Raw genomic sequence first — 20,053 nt, 5'->3', positions numbered from 1 at the left:
GCTCCGGGCGCCCGAGGCCCACCGCCAATGATTGCCCGATCCGGTGACCGGAGGGTAACGTCCCGCCGCTAAAGCCTCGGACGGCGCGCCGGGCCGGACCCCGCCGCCGCGCCCCGATCGCCTCACCCAGAGGCACACCATCAATCGGCCGAAAGGAAGGCACGATGGCGTTGAACCCGGGCGACCCCGCCCCCGACTTCTCCCTGCCGGCGACCGGCGGCGAGACCCTGAGCCTCGCCGGCCTGAAGGGCCGCAAGGCGGTGCTGTACTTCTACCCCAAGGACGACACCAGCGGCTGTACCCTGGAGGCCCAGGCCTTCAACGCGCTGGCCGACGCCTTCGCGGCGGCCGACACGGTGGTGATCGGCGTCTCGCCCGACCCGATGAAGAGCCACGACAAGTTCCGCGAGAAGTACGGCCTCGGCTTCCCACTCGCCTCCGACGAGACGAAGACGATGCTCGAGGCCTACGGCGTCTGGGTCGAGAAGAGCATGTACGGCCGCAAGTACATGGGCGTCGAGCGTACCACGGTGCTGATCGACCGGGACGGGACCATCGCGCAGGTCTGGCCGAAGGTGAAGGTGCCGGGCCACGCCGACGCGGTGCTGGCGGCGGCCAAGGCTCTCTGAGGGCACGGCGCCCGAGCGAGCGCGGGACGGCCGGACGACCCGGCCGCCTCTGCGTCTGCGTCTGGGGCATCGTGATGCCGGCGCGGGACGCGAAGCGTGTCCGAGACTTGAGACATCCTTAACCTTAACCCGCGACGGTTCGGCTCAGGTTACCGGACCGCGCCGATGCTCTCCCCCCGCCCCGATCTCCCGGCTTTCACCCGCCCGCCATCCTCGCTCCCCTCCCCCGAGCCGGAGCGCGTCTGGGTGGTGCGGCGCCGGACCCTGCTGATCGCGGCCCTGGCCTTCGGGACGCTGGCCCTGTGGGCGAGCGCAGCGACCTGGTTCATCGTGTTCCGCGACGAGGCCCTGGCCCGGTTCATGGAGCGCCAGGCGGCGATGCAATACGCCTACGAGGAGCGGGTCAGCGCCCTGCGGGCCCGGCTCGACCGGGTGGCGACGCAGAAGCTCCTCGAACAGGACGGGGTCGAGACCCGGCTCGCCGACCTCGCCGGCCGGCAGGTGGCGCTGGAAAGCCGCCAGGCGATGCTGATGGGCCTCGCTGAGCAGGCCGGCGGCGCCGGCATGGCGATGGACGAGGACGGGGTACAATCCTCCTTAGCCCCTGCCCGCCCGCTGCCCGCCCGGGCGCCCGCGCCGGCCCCGACGCCGGAATCGCTCGGCCTGCGCACCGAGGCGGAGACGGGCGCCCCCCTCCCCGCCCCCTCTCCCGGGGTGAGCGCCCGGATGGCGATGCTGGGCCACGCCCTCGACGGGTTCGAGGCGCGCCAGAGCCTGATGGTGGGGCGCCTCGCGGCCCGCAGCCGCGGCGAGGCGGCGCGCCTGCGCGGAGTGATGGCGGAGACCGGACTCGAGGCGGCTCGCTTCGCCGACCGCCGCGGCGGCGGGATCGGCGGTCCGCTGGTCCCGGCCGGATCGGGGCCGTTCGAGACCGCGGTGCTGCAGGCCCAGCGCGACCTCGGCGAGCGCGACGCCCTGAGGCGCATCGTCGGCGCCCTGCCCCTGCGCCGGCCGGTCGCGGTCGATGGCGGGCTGTCGAGCACCTTCGGCTACCGGTCCGACCCGTTCACCCGCGGCCTCGCCCTCCATACCGGCATCGACCTGCGGTCGGAATACGGCGCCCCGGCGCGGGCGACCGCGGCCGGGACGGTGACGATGGCGGACTATTCCGGCGGCTACGGCAACATGGTCGAGATCGATCACGGCCACGGCCTGGCGACCCGCTACGCGCATCTCTCGGCCATCATGGTGGTGCCCGGCCAGGCGGTGGCGGCGGGCCAGACCGTCGGCCGGGTCGGCTCCACCGGCCGCTCGACCGGGACGCACCTGCACTACGAGACCCGCATCGACGGCGAACCGGTCGATCCCCAGCGCTTCCTGCGGGCGGGGGCCCGGATGGCGGCGCGCTGACCGAGGCGGGCGCTCAGCCCTCGACCGTCTCGGTGCGGCCGCCGCCCGAGGCTTGGGCCATCTGGGACTGCCCGGACTTGGCCTGGACGAAATCGACCTCCGCGGACGCCGTCTGCCCCTGCATCATCCGGGGCTCCAGCGCCTCGACGTCGCGCCGGTTCTCCATCTCGGCCCGCAGCTCGCGCTCGGCGAGCAGCCAGAACTGGATCTCGAATCCGGCGGGGCGGTGGTTGCGCTCCCAGATGTCGTAGGCGCGGGCCCGGATCGCCGCCAGAGGAATGTCACGCATCACCGATACCTCACCCATGCCCGCCGGGTCTTCGCGCCTGTCGGGCTCCATGCCGGGGTCCGGCCTCGGGCCGGACGCTCGACTCATCGGGCACCTATACCGTGGGCTGGTATCGCTGTCGCGGTCGATCGGCGCCGAGGGGCCGGCGCGATGCCCGCCGATCAACGCATGGCGGTCCCGGTCTCTCGGGCCGGCCTCGCTTGGCCCGGACGGAACCCGTCCGGGCGTCGGTGTCTCATACGGTTTCCGGTTCATCGTTTCGCGATACCGGAAGCGGCTTCGCTCAGGCGCCGCGCGGGCTCTGATACGCTCTCCGGAAGGAGCGTTCAGGAGAGCGGATCAGACCAGGCGGCTCTGCTCGATCGCCGCGGCGACGAAGCTCTGGAACAGCGGATGCGGCTCGAACGGGCGCGACTTCAGCTCCGGGTGGAACTGCACGCCGATGAACCACGGGTGGCCCACCACCTCGACGGTCTCGGGGAGCAAGCCATCCGGCGACAGCCCGGCGAAGCGCATCCCCTTGGCCTCCAGCCGCTCGCGATAGGCCATGTTGACCTCGTAGCGGTGGCGATGGCGCTCGGCGATGCGTGTGCCGCCGTAGATCTTGGCGATCTGCGAATCCGGCTCCAGGGCCGCGGTGTAGGAGCCCAGCCGCATCGTGCCGCCGAGATCGCCCTCGGCGAGGCGGCGCTCGAGCTCGTTGCCGCGCATCCACTCGGTCAAGAGGCCGACCACCGGCTCCGGCGTCGGGCCGAACTCGGTCGAGTTGGCGTCGGCGATGCCGGCGAGCGAGCGGGCCGCCTCGACCACCGCCATCTGCATGCCGAAGCAGATCCCGAAATACGGGATCTTGCGCTCGCGGGCGTAGCGGGCGGCGCGGATCTTCCCTTCAGCGCCGCGCTGGCCGAAGCCGCCCGGCACCAGGATGCCGTTGAGGCCCTCCAGGAACGGCGCCGGGTCCTCGCGCTCGAACACCTCGGCCTCGATCCACTCCAGGTTGACCTTGACCCGGTTGGCGATGCCGCCGTGGCTCAGCGCCTCGATCAGCGACTTGTAGGCGTCCTTGAGGCCCGTGTACTTGCCGACGATGGCGATCGAGACCTCGCCCTCCGGGCTCTTGATCCGGCCGACGATGTCGTGCCAGCGGTCGAGCTTCGGCTCGGGGCCGGTCTCGATGCCGAAATGCGCCAGCACCTCGCGGTCCAGCCCCTCCTCCTTGTAGGAGAGCGGCACCTCGTAGATCGTGCCGACGTCGCGCGCCTCGATCACCGCCGATTCGCGCACGTTGCAGAACTGCGCCAGCTTGCGGCGCTCCTCGCGGGGGATCGCGCGGTCGCAGCGGCAGAGCAGGATGTCGGGCTGGATGCCGATCGAGCGCAGCTCCGCCACCGAGTGCTGGGTCGGCTTGGTCTTCAATTCGCCGGCCGACGGGATGTAGGGCAGGAGCGTCAGGTGGACGTAGGCGCAGGTGCCGCGGGGCAGTTCCTGGCCGAGCTGGCGGATCGCCTCGAAGAACGGCAGGCCCTCGATGTCGCCGACGGTGCCGCCGATCTCGACCAGCACGAAGTCGTAGGCGTCGTTGCCGTCGAGGACGAACTCCTTGATGGCGTTGGTGACGTGCGGGATCACCTGGATGGTGGCGCCGAGATAGTCGCCCCGGCGCTCCTTGGTGATGATGTCGAGGTAGATCCGGCCGGTCGTGATGTTGTCGGCCCGCGTCGCCGGCACGCCGGTGAAGCGCTCGTAATGGCCGAGATCGAGATCGGTCTCGGCGCCGTCGTCGGTGACGAAGACCTCGCCGTGCTGCGTCGGGCTCATCGTGCCCGGATCGACGTTGAGGTAGGGGTCCAGCTTGCGCAGGCGGACCTTGTAGCCGCGGGCCTGGAGCAGGGCCGCGAGGGCGGCGGAAGCGAGACCCTTGCCGAGCGAGGAGACCACGCCGCCGGTGATGAAAACATACCGCGTCATGGGACTTGCTCCATACACAGGCGTGGCCGGGTTGCCAAACGCCGCCAGCTCAACGGGGTCATGTCCGGGCGGCAGGGCCGGCCGGATGCACAGGATTTTTCCAGAACCGGAGCGGCGGCGCGAAGGCGCCGCCGTCGCTCGCGCGGTGTCCTAGCGGGACTGGGGCGCCGCGGGGGTAGCCGGAGCGGCGGGCGCCGCCGGGGTCTGGGCCGCGGGCGCGTCGCCCTGCTGCTGGCGCAGCTGGTCGAGGACGTTGCCGGCCGGCGGGGCGCCGGTCTGGCCCGCCGGGGCCTTGGTGCTCGCGCCCTCGAAGATCGAGCGCGGGCCCGCACCCCGGTGCGACATGATCGCCAGGATCATGCTGGTGGTGAAGAACAGGGCCGCCAGGATCGCGGTGGCGCGGGTCAGCGCGTTGGCTTGGCCGCGGCCGGTCATGAAGCCCTGCGTGCCGCCCCCACCGCCGAGGCCGAGGCCGCCCTCGGAGCGCTGCAGCAGCACCACGCCGATCAGGGCGAGGACGATGATCAGGTGGACGACGATCAGAACGGTCTGCATCGGGCTTCCGGGCCGGCCCTGTTCGGGCCGCCAACGTGGCAACGGCCGGCACGCGGACGCGTCCGGACCTCCAATTCCGGGCGCTCCTATACGAGAAGTGCGCCCGAGCCAAGGGTGGTGGGTGGAATGGAGGCAAAGAAGACGCAGTATGGCGCCGCGGTATAACCCTCCCCCCTCTGCGGGGGAGGGTGCCCGGCGGAGCCGGGCGGGAGAGGGGACCCCGCTTCCGGATGAGGCGGAACCGTTCTGACGGGCGCCCTCTGAATCAGCGTCGCGCTGCCCCTCTCGGCGGGACTGCGTCCCGCTGCGCCTGCTCCGCAGGCCACCCTCCCCCGCAGAGGGGGGGAGGGTTGACCGTGGTGGGTCACCCCCGCGCCGGGAACCCCTCCTCGAACCGCACCGCCTCGCCCCGCGACGGCTCGGTGAGGCTGCCCTCCCACATCACCGCCTGGCCGCGAACGACGGTGCCGACCGGCCAGCCGGTGACCTCGCGCCCGTCATGGGGCGTCCAGCCGCATTTGGAGGCGATCCAGGCGTTGGTGATGGTCTCGCGGCGCTTCAGATCCACCACCGTCACGTCGGCGTCGTAGCCCACCGCGAGCCGGCCTTTCCGGGCGATGCCGAAGATCCGTTTCGGGCCGGCGCTGGTGAGATCGACGAAGCGCTGCAGCGAGAGCCGGCCGGCGGCGACGTGGTCGAGCATCACCGGCACCAGGGTCTGCACGCCGGTCATGCCCGACGGCGATTCCGGATAGGTCTTCTGCTTCTCCTCCAGCGTGTGCGGCGCGTGGTCGGAGCCGAGCACGTCGGCGACACCCTGCGACAGGCCCCACCACAGCCCGTCGCGGTGGTCGGCGCCCCGCACCGGCGGGTTCATCTGCACCAGGGTGCCGAGGCGGGCATAGGCCTCAGTCCCGTCGAGCGTCAGGTGGTGGGGCGTCAGCTCGCAGGTGGCGACGTCCTTGTGCTCGGCCAGGTAGCGCATCTCCTCCTTGGTGGAGATGTGCAGGATGTGGATGCGGGCCCCCGTCTCGCGGGCGATGCGCACCAGCCGCTCGGTGGCCTTCAGCGCGGCTTCCGGCGAGCGCCAGACCGGGTGCGACGAGGGATCGCCCGGCACCCGCAGGCCCTTGCGGTCGCGCAGCATCGCCTCGTCCTCGGCGTGGAAGGCCGAGCGGCGGCGGGTGCGCTTGAGAATTTCGGTGATGCCGGCATCGTCCTCGACGAGAAGCGAGCCGGTGGAGGAGCCGATGAACACCTTGATCCCGGCCGCGCCCGGCAGGCGCTCCAGCTCGGCCACGTCCCGGGCGTTCTCGTGCGTGCCGCCGACCCAGAACGCGAAGTCGCAATGCATCCGGTGATGGGCGCGCTTCAGCTTGTCGTCGAGGGCGTCCGGGCTCGTGGTCTGCGGCACGGTGTTGGGCATCTCGAACACCGTGGTCACGCCGCCCATCACGGCGGCGCGCGACCCGGTCTCCAGGTCCTCCTTGTGGTCGAGGCCCGGCTCGCGGAAATGCACCTGGCTGTCGATCACGCCGGGCAGGAGGTGCAGGCCGCGGCAATCGAGGGTGCGGCCGGCCGATGCCTGCGACAGGTCGCCGATGGCGGCGACGCGCCCGGCCGTGACGCCGATATCGGCCAGTCCCTCGCCGTCGTGGTTGACCACGGTGCCGCCGCGCAGGAGGAGGTCGAAGCTCTGGCTCATCGGTCGCATTCCTCGTTCGCCCCCGTGCCGCGATTGAGGGCCGGGCGCAGGCGGCTTATGTCAGCCCTGCTCCCGGTTCAAGCAAAGGACCCCCGATGCCGCTTGCCCTCCTGCCCGACCGTGCCGTCGTGGCGGTCACCGGCGCCGACGCGTCGAGCTTCCTCCAGGGTCTCGTGACCTGCAACGTCGAGACCCTGCCGGACGGGGAAGCCCGGCTCGGCGCGCTGCTCAGCCCCCAGGGCAAGATCCTGTTCGACTTCCTGGCGAGCCGCGCGCCCGACGGCTTCCACCTCGACGTCGCCCGCGAGAAGGCGCCCGACCTCCTCAAGCGCCTGACCCTCTACAAGCTGCGGGCCCAGGTGACCGTGGCCGCGCTGCCGCTCGCGGTGGCGGCGGGCTGGGACGGGCCGGCCCCCTCCCCGTCCCTGCGCGACGGGCGCCTCGCCGAACTCGGCTGGCGCCTCTACGCCCCGGAGGGCGAGACTCCGGCGGCGGACGCGGACGCTTCGGCCTACGCCGCCCACCGCATCGGCGTCGGCGTGCCCGAGGCCGGAACCGACTTCCCGTTCGGCGACGCCTTTCCGCACGAGGCGCTGATGGACCAGCTCGGCGGCGTCGACTTCAGGAAGGGCTGCTACGTCGGCCAGGAGGTGGTGTCGCGCATGCAGCACCGCGGCACCGCCCGCACCCGCATCGTGCCGCTCACCTACCGCGACGGCGAAGCGGCCCCGGCCGGCGCGGCCGTGAGCGCCGGCGAGCGCAGCCTCGGCCAGACCGGCGGCGGCGCCGGCGCGCGCGGGCTGGCGATGCTGCGCATCGACCGGCTCGGCGAGGCGCTGGCGGCGGGCGAGACCGTCTCGGCGGGCGGGCGGGCGGCGACGGTCGAGAAGCCGGGCTTCGCGACCTTCGCCTGGCCGGGCTGAGCGGAGGACGGGGTGCGCCCCGTCCCCTGCGGGCACGGCTCATGCGCCCGGAGTCCCGTCACCCCTCGATGATCGACCGGATCTTGGTCGCCAGTCCCTCGACCGGGAACGGCTTGGTGATCATCTGCATGCCGGGGCCGAGATGGCCGTTGCCGAAGGTCGCGTTCTCGGCGTAGCCGGTCATGAACAGCACCTTGAGGGCCGGGCGCACCAGGCGGGCCTGGTCGGCGAGCTGGCGGCCGTTGAGGCCCGGCAGGCCGACATCGGTGACGAGCAGGTCGATATGCGCGTCCGATTGCAGGTGGCGCAGGCCCGCGGTGCCGTCGCCGGCCTCCAGGGTGCGGTAGCCGAGCTCGTGCAGCACCTCGATCACCAGGGACCGCACCGTCGGATCGTCCTCGACCACCAGCACCGTCTCGCCGCGCTCGGCCCGCGGCGCCTCGCCCCGCACCTCCGCCAAGGCCTCGACCTCGCCGTGGTAGCGCGGCAGGTAGAGCTTGACCGTCGTGCCCTGCCCGGCCTCCGAGTAGATCTTGACGTTGCCCTCGGATTGCTTGGCGAAGCCGTAGATCATCGACAGGCCGAGGCCCGTGCCCTGCCCCAGGGGCTTGGTGGTGAAGAACGGGTCGAAGGCCCGGGCGATCACGTCGGGCGGCATGCCGGTGCCGGTATCGGTCACGCTGACGCAGACGTACTGGCCCGCCCGCACCCCGATCTCGCGCGACGCGTAGGCGTCGTCGAGACGGGAATTGGCGGTCTCGATGGTGAGCCGCCCGCCTTCCGGCATCGCGTCGCGGGCGTTGATCGCGAGGTTGAGGATCGCGTTCTCGAGCTGGTTGGGGTCGCACAGCGTCAGCCACAGGCCGCCGGCCACCACCACCTCGAGCTGGACCCGCTCGCCCAGCGTCCGGCGCATCAATTCGTCCATCGAGCTCACCAGGCGGTTGGCGTCGACGGGCCTCGATTCGAGCGGCTGGCGGCGCGAGAAGGCGAGCAGCCGGTGGGTCAGCGCCGCGGCGCGCTGGGCCGAGGCCATGGCGAGGCCGGCGTAGCGGGTCAGGTTCTCGGTCCGGCCCTCGTTGATGCGGGTCTGCATCAGGTCGAGCGAGCCGACGATGCCGGTGAGCAGGTTGTTGAAGTCGTGGGCGATACCGCCGGTCAGCTGGCCCACCGCCTCCATCTTCTGCGACTGGCGCAGCTGCTCCTCGGCCCGCTCGCGCTCGGCCACCGCCTCGCGCACCCGCGCCTCCAGGGTGTCGTTGAGCTCGCGGAGCGCCACCTCGGCCCGCTTCGATTCCGTGACGTCGTAGATCACCCCAACATGGCGCAGGCCCGAGGTCTCGGTGTCGCGGATCGCCTCGCCCCGGCGCACCAGCCAGCGCACCTCGCCGGTATCGGCGAGCCGCACCCGCGTCTCGATCGGCGGAAGCTCGCCCTCCTGGCGCTGGTCGGGCGCCATCAGCGGCGGGTCGCCCTCGACCACCAGGGCATTGACGGCGCTCGCCGCGACGGTGCGGGCCGGCACCAGGCCGAGCAGGCTGCAGAATTGCGGCGAGGCCGCCACGGTGGCGAAGCCCGGGACGTGCTCGAAGGCGCCGACGCGCCCCGCCGACTGCGCGATGCGCAGCCGCTCCTCGACCCGCTTCTGGTCGGTGACCTCGACCAGCACGCCGGTGAAGCGGGCCGGCCGCCCATCGGCGCCGAAATGGCAGCGGCCGCGGGCATGGACCCAGCGTACCGCACCGTCCGGCCCGAGCAGCCGGTACTCCTTGTCGAACACCTCCGCGCCGCCGAGGATGCCGCTCACCGCGAGCCGCACCCGCCCCCGGTCGAGAGGGTGGATGCCGGCAAAGAAGGCGCTCGACGGCAGCGGCCCGGGGCTGAGCGGCACCGTTCCGGGGCGCGCGGGCGGCGCGAGCCCGGTGAGCGCCGCGAAGCGCGCGTCGACGTGCAGGCGCTTCTCCGGGATGTCCCAGTCCCAGGTGCCGGCGATGCCGGCCGACGAGAGGGTGAGCGAGAGCTGGCGCTGCGCCTCGGAGAGGCGGCGCTCGATGTCGGCGAGCCGCGTGCGTCCGGCCTCGGCCTCGTGGACATGCGACATGTCCACCTGCGAGGCGAAGTAGTTGACGAGGCGACCCGCCTCGTCGCGGATCGGGCAGATCAGCAGCTGGTTCCAGAACCGGCTGCCGTCGCGGCGGTAGTTCAGGAGCGTGACCCGGGTGACGCGCTCCTCGCGCAGCCCCTCGCGGATCGCCGCCACCGCGCCCGGATCGGTCTCGGCCCCTTGCAGGAACCGGCAGTTGCTGCCCACCACCTCCTCGGCGGAGTAGCCGGCGAGCGTCAGGAAGGCCGGGTTGGCGTAGACGATCGGGTTGTCGGGCAGGCGCGGATCGGTGACGAGCATCGGCTGGCGCGACTGCTCGAAGGCGGCGAGGAACGGCCCGGCCCGGTGCCGCGCCGCCGCGATCGCGGCGGCGAGCGCCTCGGCGCGGCCGGGATCGGTGCCGTCCGGGGCGCTCATGCGGGCAGCCTGCCGGCCTGAGGGGGGAGCGTCATCAGGCGTCCAGGTCGCCGAGCGCGCGGGCGATGAACTCGTCCACCAGCCCGCGCAGGTTCTCGATCGACGGCAGGTCCATCAGCATCGCCAGGTAGCCGCGGATGTCGCGCTCGCTCACCGAGAAGTCGATGTAGAGAAAGAGCACCAGGGCGTCCGCGGCCGTCGGCGCACCCGCCTCCGCCCCGAAGATCCGCGGGCCGTCGCCGCGCGCGATGCCCGGCAGCGACATGGTGAGCGTGCGCTGGAGCATGTTCGCCATGGTGGCGAGGCAGCCGTTGAGGATGATGTTGCCGGTCTCGGCCAGCGCCTCGTCCTCCAAAGCCGCGACCTCCTCGGGCGACAGGTCCCCGCCGGCGACCGCCCGCACCAGCTCGCGGCCGTTCTCCTGCGGGAAGATCAGCAGGGCGCGGCCCGCGAAGGCGCCCTCGAAATCCTGGTGCACCACCACGAGGGGCGCCGCCTCGCGCTCGCCGATCAGCCGGGCGGCGGCGGCGCGCGAGACGATCTCGACCGAGGGCACCGAGAGCAGCACCTGGGTGCCGATCATCGTGCGCAGGCTGGCGGCGGCGCGGCTGACGCCGATGTTGACGAGCTCGGTGAAGGCGTCCTGCTGCAGCTTGGTCAGGCCGATGGCGGGAGCGGGCGCCGCGCCGGGAGCCGGAACGGTCACGGGGCGCCCCGGCGCAGGCGCAGGGACGCGCCCGACAGGAAGCCCGCCAGCGCCTCGCCGGTCAGGGGCTTGGGCATGAAGGTCGCGTCGACGCTCCGGGCGCGGGCGATCACCTCGTCCTGGATGTTGGCCGAGATCACGGCGATCGGCATGCCGGGGTTCTGGGCGCGCAGCTCCGCCGCGAGGGCGAGCCCGTCCTTGCCCGGCATGTTGAAGTCGAGGAGCGCGACGCCGACCGGCTCGGCGGCGGCGATCGCCGCGGCCTCCTCGGCATTCGCGGCCTCGCGCACCGCCCAATCCGGCTTGAGCTGCCGCAGCAGCCGTACGGCCACCGCCCGGGCGAGCTTGCTGTCGTCCACGACGAGGACGGTCACGGTTTGCGGCGACGGGGGCTGCGTCATGGAGGGCATCTAGGTCGTTTGCGCCGCGAGGGAAACGCCTGCCCCGCGGGAAAGGCGCGTGGGGAGGGCGAAAGACGGAGCCGTATGCTCCGGGCCGGCATAGCGGAAAACCGGCATCCATGCGTAGGGTTTTCTCGCGCGAGGTTTTTTCGGCGGCGCAAGTGCCGCTGCGGGCGCGGCGCGGCGCCGCTGCGGCATGCGTCTTCCGGGACCTGCTCGCCACGATACGAAGGTTTTGTTTCGCCCTCGACCTCATCCTGAGGCATCAGCCGATTGAAAATCGACCGACCTCGAAGGAGGGCTCCAGCAGGCGCAGTGATCCCTGGAGCCCTCCTTCGAGGTCAGACCATCTTCGATGGACTGACACCTCAGGATGAGGTCGCTGATAGAATTAAGACATATCCCAACATCAAAATCATCAATCGACCAGATTCTTAACTCGAAGCTTTCCGACAAGATCGCCACTTACAACTGATCGGCCTGTCTCGACGGAGGTCGAGGCCAGGAAAACTCGACCCGGATCAACCGGGCTCCGACGGAGCGCGGGGCGCGGCAAGCACCGGCGCCAGCCAGCGCGCCGCGAAGGGATCGCCGCAGGTGCCGTGGAGCGGCGGGCGCAGCCGCAGCAGCACCTGGACCAGCGCGGTGTGCAGACCCGTGCAGGCGCTCCACTCGACGCCGAGGCCCGGCTCGGCCAGCAGCAGGGCGGCCAGGGTCTCGGCCTCCTCGACCGGGCAGGCCCCTTCGAGCCGGATCAGTTCGCCGTCGCGCCGCACGCTCATGCCCGCCCCTCCCCGTCCGGGCCGCCCACCAGGGTCTCGGCATCGAGCACCAGCAGCACGGCGCCGTCGCCGGTCAGCACCGTGCCGGCGAGCCCGGGCAGCGCGGCGAGCGCCGGCAGGGGCTGCACCAGCCCGTCGAGGCGGCCGGCGAACCGATCCACCTCGACGGCGACCCAATCACCGCCGCCGACGCGCAAGACCGCCAGCCGAGCCTCCTCCGGCAGATCGTTTCGCGGCAAGTCGTTTCGCGGCAAGTCGTTTCGCGGCAACTCCTCCCGCGGCAGGCCGAGGAGGGCGGAGAGCGCCAGGACCGGCACCGTACGCCCGCGCAGGACCGTCGCGGCGCCGGTGCTGAGGGACTGGATCCGCTCGCGCGGGACCCGGGCGAGCTCGACCACCGCCTCCATCGGCAGGCCGTAGCGCTCCGGCCCGATGCCGACGAGGAGCAGCCGGGCGAGGGTCCGGGTCCGGGGCAGCACGAGGCGCACCGTCGTGCCCCGTCCGGCCCGGCTCTCGACCGTGCAGGTCCCGCCGAGCCGGGTCGCGGCGGCCCGCACCGCATCCATGCCGACGCCGCGGCCGGAGACGGTGCCGACCTCGGCCGCGGTCGAGAAGCCGGGGGCGAAGATCAGGTCGATCGCCCCCGCCTCGTCGAGGGCGGCGAGGGCGTCGGGCGCCAGCAGCCCGCGCTCGGCAGCGCGGCGGCGGAGGAAGGCCGGGTCGAGGCCGCGGCCGTCGTCCTCGACCGAGACCACCACCCGGTCGGCCCGGGCCTCGGCCCGCAGCGCGATCCGGCCCGCCTCCGGCTTGCCGGCGAGGCGCCGCGCCTCCGGCGGCTCGATCCCGTGGTCGACGGCGTTGCGCACGAGGTGGAGCAGCGGCTCGAACAGCCCCTCGGCGACGTCCCGGTCGAGCTCGGTCGCCTCGCCGTCGAGGGTGAGCGTCGCCTGCTTGCCGAGCTGGCGGGCGACGTCGCGCAGGGCGCGGGGAAAGCGGCGGAAGATCCGGGCCAGCGGCTGGAGCCGCAGGCCCAAGGCTTCGCGGTGCAGCTCGGCGGAGAGCCGGCCGATCCGCTCGTCGCCCGCCCGCAGGGCCGGGAGGAGGTCGGCGAGGTCGGTGCCCGCGACCGCCCGGGCGACGACCTCGCCGAGGGCGGCGCGGGCCGCCGCGAGATCGTCGGCGAGCGCCACGAGGGCGTCGACCCGGGCCGCGTCGACCCGCAAGGTCCTGTCGGACCGTTGGTCCGTGTCGGACCGTTGGTCCGCGTCGGCACCCCGGGCCGGATCGGGACCCGGAGCGGTGGCGGCATCCCGGGTCGGCCCGGCTCCGTTCGCGGCATCGGGGTCCGCGGTCGGGACGATTGTCGCGACGGTGATCTGGTCGCGCACCAGGCGGAAGACCGCGTCGACTTCCGCCGGCGCGTCGGTGGTCAGCAGCGTCACCGCGAGGTTGCAGGCGAAGACGTCGAGGGTCTCGACCGGCGGCCAGGGGGCGGCGGGGTGGAGGCGCAGGGCGAAGAGGCCGGGCAGCCGGCGCACCAGGGCCAGGGGGTCGTCGCCGGCAAAGAAGCAATCGGCCCGCGGGACGTAGAGCAGGGCCGTCAGCGCACCGTCCGGATGGGGGCTCGCTTCGGCAAGGAGATCGGACGCCCAGCGGGGCACGGGGCCCGGCGGCGCGGGGGCCGCGGAACCGGCCCCATCCTCGCCCGGCCCCAGCAGGGCGCGGTAGCGGGCGAGGATCCGCTCGGCCTCCGCCCCGGCGCCGTCCGGGAGGCGGCCCGTCGCGGCGATCGCCTCGGTCCAGCGTCCGGCGGCGTCGAGGGTGGCGAGGGACGGGTCGACGAGGTCGGCGGCGGGCAGGCGCCCGGCGCGGGCGGCGGACAGGCCGTCCTCGGCGGCGTGCAGCACCGCGAGCATCGCCGGCCAGTCGAACAGGGCGACCGAGCCCTTGAGGGTGTGGACGGCGCGGAAGACCCGGTTCAGCACCGCCGGATCGGCGGCGGCGTCGAGGGCGAGCAGGTCCTCGGCCGCGGCCTCGATCAGCTCGCGCGCCTCGGCGACGAAATCCGCGACGAGGTCGTCCAAGGGCGGCAGGCCGGGTGTCGGCGGGGGCGTGTCGGTCACGGGGCATCCCCTTCGCGCGCATCCGCCGGACGCTGGTGGACGATCGCCTCCGGGAAGCGGCGGGTGCGGAACCGCGAGGGGATCCGGTCCATCGATTCGGTGTGGCCGAGGCACAGGAAGCCGCCCGGCCGCAGGGCGGAAAAAAGGGTGTTTGCCGCGAGCCGGCGCGAGGCGTCGTCGAAGTAGATCAGCACGTTGCGGCAGAACACGATGTCGAAGCGCCCCTCCTGCGCCATGCCGGGCCCATCGACGAGGTTGCGGCGGCTGAAGCGCACCGAGTCGCGCAGCTCCGGCAGGATGCGCCAGGACGGCACGGCGGTCCCCGCCTCGGCGGTGAAGTAGCGCGCGACGAGGTCCGGCGGCAGCCGGCCGAGGGCACGGGCGCCGTAGCGCCCGGCCCCGGCGGCGGCGAGCGCCCGGGTGTCGATGTCCGAGCCGACGATCTCGATCTCCCAGCGGTCGACCTCGGGCCAGTGCTCGAGGAGCCAGATCGCCAGGGAATACGGCTCCTCGCCGGTGGCGCAGGGCATCGACCAGATCCGGATCGGGTCGGCGGGGTCGCGTCCGGCGGCGACCGCCGGCATCAGCGAGGCGGTGAGGCAGTGCAGCTGGTGGGCCTCGCGGAAGAAGTAGGTCTCGTTGACCGTGAAGGCATTGACGAAGAGCTGGACCTCGCCGTCCGTGTCGGCCCGCAGCCGCGCCAGATAGCCCGGCACGCCGTCCGTCCCGGTGGCGCCCATCCGCTCGCGCACCCGGCGCTCGATGAACGGGCGCCGGTCGGCCGGCACCAGGATGCCGGTCTGGCGGTAGAGCAGCTCGCAGACCCGGGCCAGGTCGGCATCTGCCAGGAGGGCAGGCTCCCCGGTGGCCGCCTTGCGCCTCATGGCACCAGCGCCGTCAGCTCGGCCGCGATGGCCTCGAGCGGGGCGACCACGCTGGCGCCGCCGGCCCGCACCAGTTCGCCCGGCATGCCCCAGACCACCGCCGTCGCCTCGGCCTCCGCGATGGTGCGCCCGCCCCGCTCGCGCAGGGCCGCCATGGCGCGGGCGCCGTCGCGGCCCATGCCGGTCATCAGCACGCCGACGAGGCGAGGGGCCGGGACGAGGTCGAGGGCGCTCTCCACCAGCCGGTCGACGCTCGGATGCCAGGGGTAGTCGGCCCGGGCCGGGGCCGGGGCGGCCATCAGGCCGCCGGGCCGGCGCACCACGATCACGTCGGCGTCGCCGCGCCCGACATAGACCCGGCCCGGGACGAGGGCGACCGGCGCGGTCACCTCCTGCACCGCCAGGGCCGAGAGCCCGTCGAGCCGCCGCGCCAGGGCCCCGGTGAAGCTCGCTGGCATGTGCTGGGCCACCACGATCGGCCAGGGGAAGCCGGCCGCCAGCGCGCCGAGCAGGGCGGTGAGGGCCGGCGGGCCGCCGGTCGAGGCACCGACCAGCACGAGGCCGGCCGGCTCGTGCCCCGGGCCCGGATCCGGCGCCGGCCCGTCCGGGTCCGGTCGCGGCGCATCCGGCGCGGCGTCCCGGCGGCGGGGCGGGGCGGCGACGAGGCCGGCATGGCGGGCGCGCAGGCGCGCCGCGAGGCCCTGGCCGCGCGGCCGGGCCCGGACGGCCGCGCGCACCTTCCGGACCAGCACCGGCGCCAGCCGGTCGACCGCGAGCGAGACCGCGCCGGCGGGCTTGGCCAGGACGTCGACCGCGCCCCGGGCCAGGGCCTCCAGGCTCGCCTCCGCCCCCTCGGCGGTCAGCGAGGACAGCATCACCACCGGGCAGGGCCGCTCCAGCATGATCCGATCGAGGCAGGCGAGGCCGTCGAGGCCCGGCATGGTCACGTCGAGGGTGATCACGTCGGGGGCGAAGCGGGAGAGGAGGTCGAGGGCCTCCAGCCCGTCGCGGGCGAAGGCCAGCTCGAAATCGCCCTCGGCGGCGAAGATGCCGCCCAACACCTTGCGCATCAGCGCCGAGTCGTCGACCACGAGGAGGCGGATCATGGGTCGAGGCCTCCGGCCGGCGCCAGGAGCGCGGCGGGATCGAGGGTGCGGCCGCCCGCCCCGAACCGTACCCCGTCGACGAGGAGACCCGCCCGCACGCCGTCGGCCTCGACCACCACCAGGCGCCGCCTCTCCCCGCCGGCCGGCAGGCCGAGGCGGCGGGCGAGGTCGATCACCGGCATCGCGCCGCCCCGGACGGGCATCATCCCGGCGAGGAAATCGGGCGCCCGCGGCACCCGCACCAGGGAGCCGGGGGCCGGCGCGACGCTGAGCACCGCCCCGGCGGGCAGGCCGTAGGCCTGTCCGGCGAGGTCGAGGGTCACGGCCCTGTCCGTCGGGCGCGCGGGGACCGGCGCCGGGGCGGCCTCCGGGGCGTCGCCGGCGAGGGCCCGGGCCGAGAGGATGCCGACGAGGGTATGCCCGTCCCCGGGACGGGCGAAGCCCGCGAGCGCCGGGTCGCCGCGCAGGGCCCGCGGCACCGGATCGATCGCCCCGGGTTCGAGGCGCAGGACCGGCCCGACCCGTCCGGCCGCGAGCCCGACGCCGCGCACCACCGCGACCCGGCGGGCGGGCGCGGCCCCGAACCCGAGCCGGGTCGCGAGGCAGAGGAGCGGCAGCGGCCGGCCGCGCCAGGACAGTCCCTCGGGGCCCGGCGGCGATGCCGCGGCCTCGGGCCGGTGCAGCACCGCCTCCACCTCCGCGAGCGGCAGCGCGTAGGGACGCCCCGCGACGGTGAGGGCGAGGAGGGCCACGCGGGCGTCCCGCGGCGGCGGCGGCGCGGCCTCGCCCGGAGGCGCCGGCCCGGCCGCTCCCGCCGCCCGCCGGGGCAGGCAGGCGGCGACGAGCGCCGGCAGGTCCAGGCGCGCGGCCGGGCCCGGATCCGCCACGAGTCCGACGATCCCGGCGACCAGGAGCCCGACCGGGCCGGCGGCCTCGGCCACCACCATCCGGGTCGGGAGGGGCGGCGCCGCCTCCGGGTCGAGCAGCCGGGCGAGGTCGAGAACCGGGAGCGCCCGGCCCGAGAGCCCGGCGAGGCCCGCGAGCGCGGGCGGGGCTCCGGGCACCCGGGTCAGGCCGGGGACGCGGGCCAGCGCCCGCACCCGGGCGGCCGGCAGGGCGACGGGACGGCCGCCCGAGCCGGACCCGAGGGCGACGACGAGCCAGCGCCCGGAACCGGCCTCAGCCATCCGCGCCCTGCAGCTCGTCGGCGAGCAGGGCGATCTCCTCGACCGCCGCCGCCAGGTCCTCGGCCCCGCGGGCCTGCTGGCGGGCGGCGGTGGCGGCCTCGCTGGAGGCCCGGTCGGCCTCCTCGGCCGCCACGGCGATCTGGCGGGCGCCGGCCGCGATCTCGGCGGCGGCGGTCAGGATCTCGTCGGCGCCGGTCGCGATCTCGCGGTTGGTCCCCTCCAGCTCCGCCACCTCGGCGGCGACCGCCGCGAGGCCGGCGGTCAGGGCCCGGTTCTTCGCCACCTCGGCCGCGGCCGCGGCCGCCGAGCGTTCGAGGGCGCGGCGCAGGGCGGCGGCGCCGTCGCGGATCGCCCGCACGGTGCCGCGGATGCCCTGGGCGCCGCCGGCGGCATCGCGGGCGAGCGCCCGGATGTCGGCCGAGACCACCGCGAAGCCGTGCCCCGCCTCGCCGGCCCGGGCCGCCTCGATGGCGCCGCTCACCGCCAGCATGCCGATCTGCACCGCGACGAGCGCGATGCCCTCGACGGCGGTCTCGATGCGCCGCTCCCCGGCCTCGATCGCGTCGAGGCGGGAGAGGGAGGCGTGCATCCCGTCGAGCGCCCGGCCGACCCCGTCGGCCAGCGCGTCGACCGTGCCGCGGGCCTCCTGCAGGGAACCGGCGATCGCCGCGGCCCGGGCGAGGGCCCGGTCGGCGCCGCTGCGGGCGTCGGCGGCGGCACGCTCGATCTCCGCCAGGGCGGCGGAGGATTGCCGGGCGGCCGCACTCTGCACGGCGAGGCCCCGGCTGATCTGGTCGACGGCGGCCAGGATCTCGGCGGCGGCCCCCGACAATTCCTCGATCGAGGCCGAGAGCCCGTCGGCGGCCCCGGCGATCTCGCCCGTGCCCACTCGCCCGGCAGTCCCGCCACGCAAGCCCTCGGCGAGGGCGGCCAGGGCCTCGGCGGTGGTGCGCCCGCGCTCGAGGGCATCGGTCTGCTGGGCCACCGCGGCCTGGGCCTGCTCGGTGGCGGCGGCCTGCTCCTCGGCGGCCGCGGCGACCTGCTCGGCGCCCGCCTGGGCCTCGCGGATCGTCGCCTCCGCCCGCAGCGCCGCCGCCAGGATCTCCTGGGCGCCCTCGGAGAGACCGCCGAGATCGGCCCGCGCGGCCTCGATCCGCCGGGCGACCCGGGCGCCGGACGCCGCCTCGGCCACGGCCAGGGCGGCGGCCTCCCGGATCGCCGCGCCGAGCGCGCGAATCTCGGTGCGGATCGCGCCGGCCTGGTCGCGCACCTCGCCGGCGGCGGCCTCGGCGGTCTCGGCGAGCGCCCGCACCTCGTCGGCCACCACCGCGAAACCGCGGCCGTGCTCGCCGGCCCGGCCCGCCTCCAGGGCGGCGTTGAGGGCGAGCAACCCGGTCTGGTCGGCAAGACCCGCCACCGTCCCGGTGACGTCGCCGATGCGCGCCGCCGCCCGGTCGAGGTCGTCGACGATGCCGACCGTGGCGTCCTGGCGGCCGGCCTCGGCCTCGAGGCCCGCGACCGACTGGGTGACCTGGGCGCCGGCCTCGGCGAGCCGCGCCTGGAACGCGCCGGTGCGCCGGCGCGACAGGTCGGCCCGCTCCCGCGCGGCACCGAGGCGCCCGACGATCGCCGCGACGGCGGCGAGGGATTCCTGCGCCGCGCCCGCCGATTCCTCGGCCCCGCCGGCGATCCGCTCCATCGCCCGGCTCAGCTCCTCGGCCGCCGCCGCGGCCTCGGTGGTGCTGGCCGCCAGTTCCTCGGTGGCCGCGCCCAGGCGCTCGACCGCCTTCTGACGGCGCGCCCGCGCCGGCCCGCGGCCGCCCTTCTCGAGTGGTTTCGGGGCGGCCTGGGTCCGGCCGGGGGCGGGCGGACGGCTCTCGGCGACCGCCGTCTCCGGGGACATCCCGTCCCGGGCCGCGAGCTTCGCCTTCTTGACCAGTGCCATGGGAGCCCGAACCCGCCCGCGATCCCGCCGGTGTGCCGGAGGCGGGGGGCGGGGGCAAGCAGGGCGGGACAGCCATCCCCCGGCCAAGCCCGGGAGTCGGGCCGGCCCACGCCCCTCACCCTGCAAAGCCCAGATCCCGGCTGATCGCCGAGGCGACCTCCCGCACCGTCCCGGCCAGCTCCTCCATCCGCGCCTCGTCCATGTACTGGACCGTGCTGGTGACGCTGAACGCCGCGACGATCGCCCCGCTGGCGTCGCGGATCGGCCCGGCGACGCAGCGCACCTCGGGCTCGTTCTCCTCGCGGTCGTAGGCGATGCCCCGGGACGCGTAGACCCGCATCCGGTCGAGCCAGGTCGCGAGGTCCGGGCTGTGGCCGCCGCGCGCCTCGCCGAGGCGGTGGAAGCGCCGCCAGCGCGCTTCGTCGAGATCGAGGATCAGGGCCTTGCCGAGACCCGTCGACCAGACCGGCTGGCGCTCGCCGATCCGCGAGCTGATCGCGATGCGGCGACGCCCCGGCAGCTTGTCGAGGTAGAGCGCCCACTCCCCATCCAGCACGCCGAGATGGATGGTGTCGCCGCAGGCCTCCGACAAGCGCTCGAGGTGGGGCCGGGCCACCCGGGTCACCGGCGCCGCCTGCTGGGCCCGGAAGCCGAGCTCGAGGAGCTTGGGGCCGAGCCCGTAGCCCTCCCGCGGTGCGAAGGTCAGGTAGCGCTGCTCGACCAGGGCCGCGGCGAGGCGGTGGGTGGTGCTGCGGGTGGTGCCGAGGGCCGCCGAGAGCCCGGCGAGGTCGCGGGCGCCGCCCGCCACCGCCTCCAGGATCGCGAGGCCGCGCAGGAGCGTCTGGCTGCCCGGCGGTGGCCCCTCCGGCCCGGTTGACGGCTTCGCGACCATGCGCGTATCGTCCCATATAGAAGAACA

17 protein-coding genes are annotated in these 20,053 nt (G+C 74.6%); 3 read left to right on the top strand and 14 right to left on the bottom strand.

What is annotated here, in order from left to right; translation table 11 throughout:
• Nucleotides 1-164: 164 nt before the first annotated feature.
• Both V3T34_RS18075 and V3T34_RS18070 read left to right on the top strand, forming a co-directional pair.
• Nucleotides 165-629, top strand: coding sequence for a peroxiredoxin (locus tag V3T34_RS18075; protein ID WP_060847127.1), 465 nt, complete (start codon nt 165-167; stop codon nt 627-629).
• Between the two features lie 165 nt (nt 630-794).
• A complete protein-coding gene (locus V3T34_RS18070; protein WP_305078450.1) occupies nt 795-2,039 on the top strand; it encodes a M23 family metallopeptidase in 1,245 nt (414 codons plus the stop codon).
• 13 nt (nt 2,040-2,052) lie between these two features.
• On the opposite strand, the gene V3T34_RS18065 is transcribed toward V3T34_RS18070, so the two are convergent.
• The 4 genes from V3T34_RS18065 to V3T34_RS18050 all read right to left on the bottom strand — a co-directional run bounded on the left by V3T34_RS18065 (nt 2,053) and on the right by V3T34_RS18050 (nt 6,556).
• Entirely contained in the window at nt 2,053-2,328 is a 276-nt protein-coding gene (locus V3T34_RS18065) for a DUF2934 domain-containing protein (protein ID WP_091882130.1), read from the bottom strand.
• 339 nt (nt 2,329-2,667) lie between these two features.
• Complete coding sequence (locus V3T34_RS18060; RefSeq protein ID WP_305078451.1) at nt 2,668-4,296, bottom strand: CTP synthase; 1,629 nt, start codon at nt 4,294-4,296, stop codon at nt 2,668-2,670.
• Nucleotides 4,297-4,446: 150 nt separating this feature from the next.
• Nucleotides 4,447-4,851 (bottom strand): preprotein translocase subunit SecG, encoded by a 405-nt coding sequence (gene secG, locus V3T34_RS18055; protein WP_305078452.1) that lies wholly within the window; start codon nt 4,849-4,851, stop codon nt 4,447-4,449.
• A gap of 364 nt (nt 4,852-5,215) precedes the next feature.
• Nucleotides 5,216-6,556: a dihydroorotase gene (locus V3T34_RS18050; protein WP_060847122.1), complete on the bottom strand. Its 1,341-nt coding sequence runs from the start codon at nt 6,554-6,556 to the stop codon at nt 5,216-5,218.
• A gap of 95 nt (nt 6,557-6,651) precedes the next feature.
• On the opposite strand from V3T34_RS18050, the gene ygfZ reads away from it, so the two are divergent.
• Complete coding sequence (gene ygfZ, locus V3T34_RS18045; protein WP_091881875.1) at nt 6,652-7,479, top strand: CAF17-like 4Fe-4S cluster assembly/insertion protein YgfZ; 828 nt, start codon at nt 6,652-6,654, stop codon at nt 7,477-7,479.
• Nucleotides 7,480-7,537: 58 nt separating this feature from the next.
• Here the strand turns inward: ygfZ and V3T34_RS18040 are convergent, their stop codons facing one another.
• The 10 genes from V3T34_RS18040 to V3T34_RS17995 all read right to left on the bottom strand — a co-directional run bounded on the left by V3T34_RS18040 (nt 7,538) and on the right by V3T34_RS17995 (nt 20,026).
• On the bottom strand, nt 7,538-10,000 hold the full coding sequence (locus V3T34_RS18040) for a PAS domain S-box protein (RefSeq protein WP_331369255.1): 2,463 nt from the start codon (nt 9,998-10,000) through the stop codon (nt 7,538-7,540).
• Between the two features lie 34 nt (nt 10,001-10,034).
• A complete protein-coding gene (locus V3T34_RS18035) occupies nt 10,035-10,706 on the bottom strand; it encodes a chemotaxis protein CheX (RefSeq protein WP_305079761.1) in 672 nt (223 codons plus the stop codon).
• A complete protein-coding gene (locus V3T34_RS18030; protein ID WP_060847119.1) occupies nt 10,703-11,107 on the bottom strand; it encodes a response regulator in 405 nt (134 codons plus the stop codon). The genes V3T34_RS18035 and V3T34_RS18030 overlap by 4 nt, the downstream gene beginning before the upstream one ends.
• Before the next feature lie 521 nt (nt 11,108-11,628).
• A complete protein-coding gene (locus V3T34_RS18025) occupies nt 11,629-11,889 on the bottom strand; it encodes a hypothetical protein (protein WP_060847118.1) in 261 nt (86 codons plus the stop codon).
• Entirely contained in the window at nt 11,886-14,012 is a 2,127-nt protein-coding gene (locus tag V3T34_RS18020; protein WP_305079762.1) for a chemotaxis protein CheA, read from the bottom strand. The genes V3T34_RS18025 and V3T34_RS18020 overlap by 4 nt, the downstream gene beginning before the upstream one ends.
• Nucleotides 14,009-14,896 (bottom strand): CheR family methyltransferase, encoded by an 888-nt coding sequence (locus V3T34_RS18015; RefSeq protein WP_305079763.1) that lies wholly within the window; start codon nt 14,894-14,896, stop codon nt 14,009-14,011. Before V3T34_RS18015 ends, V3T34_RS18020 begins: the two co-directional genes overlap by 4 nt.
• Nucleotides 14,893-16,002 (bottom strand): chemotaxis-specific protein-glutamate methyltransferase CheB, encoded by a 1,110-nt coding sequence (cheB, locus tag V3T34_RS18010; protein WP_060847117.1) that lies wholly within the window; start codon nt 16,000-16,002, stop codon nt 14,893-14,895. Before cheB ends, V3T34_RS18015 begins: the two co-directional genes overlap by 4 nt.
• Nucleotides 15,999-17,189 carry a chemotaxis protein CheW gene (locus V3T34_RS18005; RefSeq protein WP_305079764.1) on the bottom strand — a complete coding sequence of 397 codons (1,191 nt, stop codon included), beginning with the start codon at nt 17,187-17,189 and terminating at the stop codon, nt 15,999-16,001. The genes cheB and V3T34_RS18005 overlap by 4 nt, the downstream gene beginning before the upstream one ends.
• Nucleotides 17,182-19,134, bottom strand: a complete 1,953-nt coding sequence (locus tag V3T34_RS18000; protein ID WP_331369254.1) for a methyl-accepting chemotaxis protein — start codon at nt 19,132-19,134, stop codon at nt 17,182-17,184. The genes V3T34_RS18005 and V3T34_RS18000 overlap by 8 nt, the downstream gene beginning before the upstream one ends.
• A 115-nt stretch (nt 19,135-19,249) precedes the next feature.
• On the bottom strand, nt 19,250-20,026 hold the full coding sequence (locus V3T34_RS17995; RefSeq protein ID WP_305078275.1) for an IclR family transcriptional regulator: 777 nt from the start codon (nt 20,024-20,026) through the stop codon (nt 19,250-19,252).
• Nucleotides 20,027-20,053: the final 27 nt, after the last annotated feature.

This window comes from Methylobacterium ajmalii (assembly GCF_036448855.1).
Taxonomy (GTDB): domain Bacteria; phylum Pseudomonadota; class Alphaproteobacteria; order Rhizobiales; family Beijerinckiaceae; genus Methylobacterium; species Methylobacterium ajmalii.
This window is presented reverse-complemented; position numbering and strand designations above follow the sequence as displayed.

Coding starts and splice junctions, on each gene's coding strand:
- V3T34_RS18075 (WP_060847127.1), top strand. CDS start 165: ATGGCGTTGAACCCGGGCGACCCCGCCCCCGACTTCTCCCTGCCGGCG.
- V3T34_RS18070 (WP_305078450.1), top strand. CDS start 795: ATGCTCTCCCCCCGCCCCGATCTCCCGGCTTTCACCCGCCCGCCATCC.
- V3T34_RS18065 (WP_091882130.1), bottom strand. CDS start 2,328: ATGCGTGACATTCCTCTGGCGGCGATCCGGGCCCGCGCCTACGACATC.
- V3T34_RS18060 (WP_305078451.1), bottom strand. CDS start 4,296: ATGACGCGGTATGTTTTCATCACCGGCGGCGTGGTCTCCTCGCTCGGC.
- secG (WP_305078452.1), bottom strand. CDS start 4,851: ATGCAGACCGTTCTGATCGTCGTCCACCTGATCATCGTCCTCGCCCTG.
- V3T34_RS18050 (WP_060847122.1), bottom strand. CDS start 6,556: ATGAGCCAGAGCTTCGACCTCCTCCTGCGCGGCGGCACCGTGGTCAAC.
- ygfZ (WP_091881875.1), top strand. CDS start 6,652: ATGCCGCTTGCCCTCCTGCCCGACCGTGCCGTCGTGGCGGTCACCGGC.
- V3T34_RS18040 (WP_331369255.1), bottom strand. CDS start 10,000: ATGAGCGCCCCGGACGGCACCGATCCCGGCCGCGCCGAGGCGCTCGCC.
- V3T34_RS18030 (WP_060847119.1), bottom strand. CDS start 11,107: ATGACGCAGCCCCCGTCGCCGCAAACCGTGACCGTCCTCGTCGTGGAC.
- V3T34_RS18025 (WP_060847118.1), bottom strand. CDS start 11,889: ATGAGCGTGCGGCGCGACGGCGAACTGATCCGGCTCGAAGGGGCCTGC.
- V3T34_RS18015 (WP_305079763.1), bottom strand. CDS start 14,896: ATGAGGCGCAAGGCGGCCACCGGGGAGCCTGCCCTCCTGGCAGATGCC.
- cheB (WP_060847117.1), bottom strand. CDS start 16,002: ATGATCCGCCTCCTCGTGGTCGACGACTCGGCGCTGATGCGCAAGGTG.
- V3T34_RS18005 (WP_305079764.1), bottom strand. CDS start 17,189: ATGGCTGAGGCCGGTTCCGGGCGCTGGCTCGTCGTCGCCCTCGGGTCC.
- V3T34_RS18000 (WP_331369254.1), bottom strand. CDS start 19,134: ATGGCACTGGTCAAGAAGGCGAAGCTCGCGGCCCGGGACGGGATGTCC.
- V3T34_RS17995 (WP_305078275.1), bottom strand. CDS start 20,026: ATGGTCGCGAAGCCGTCAACCGGGCCGGAGGGGCCACCGCCGGGCAGC.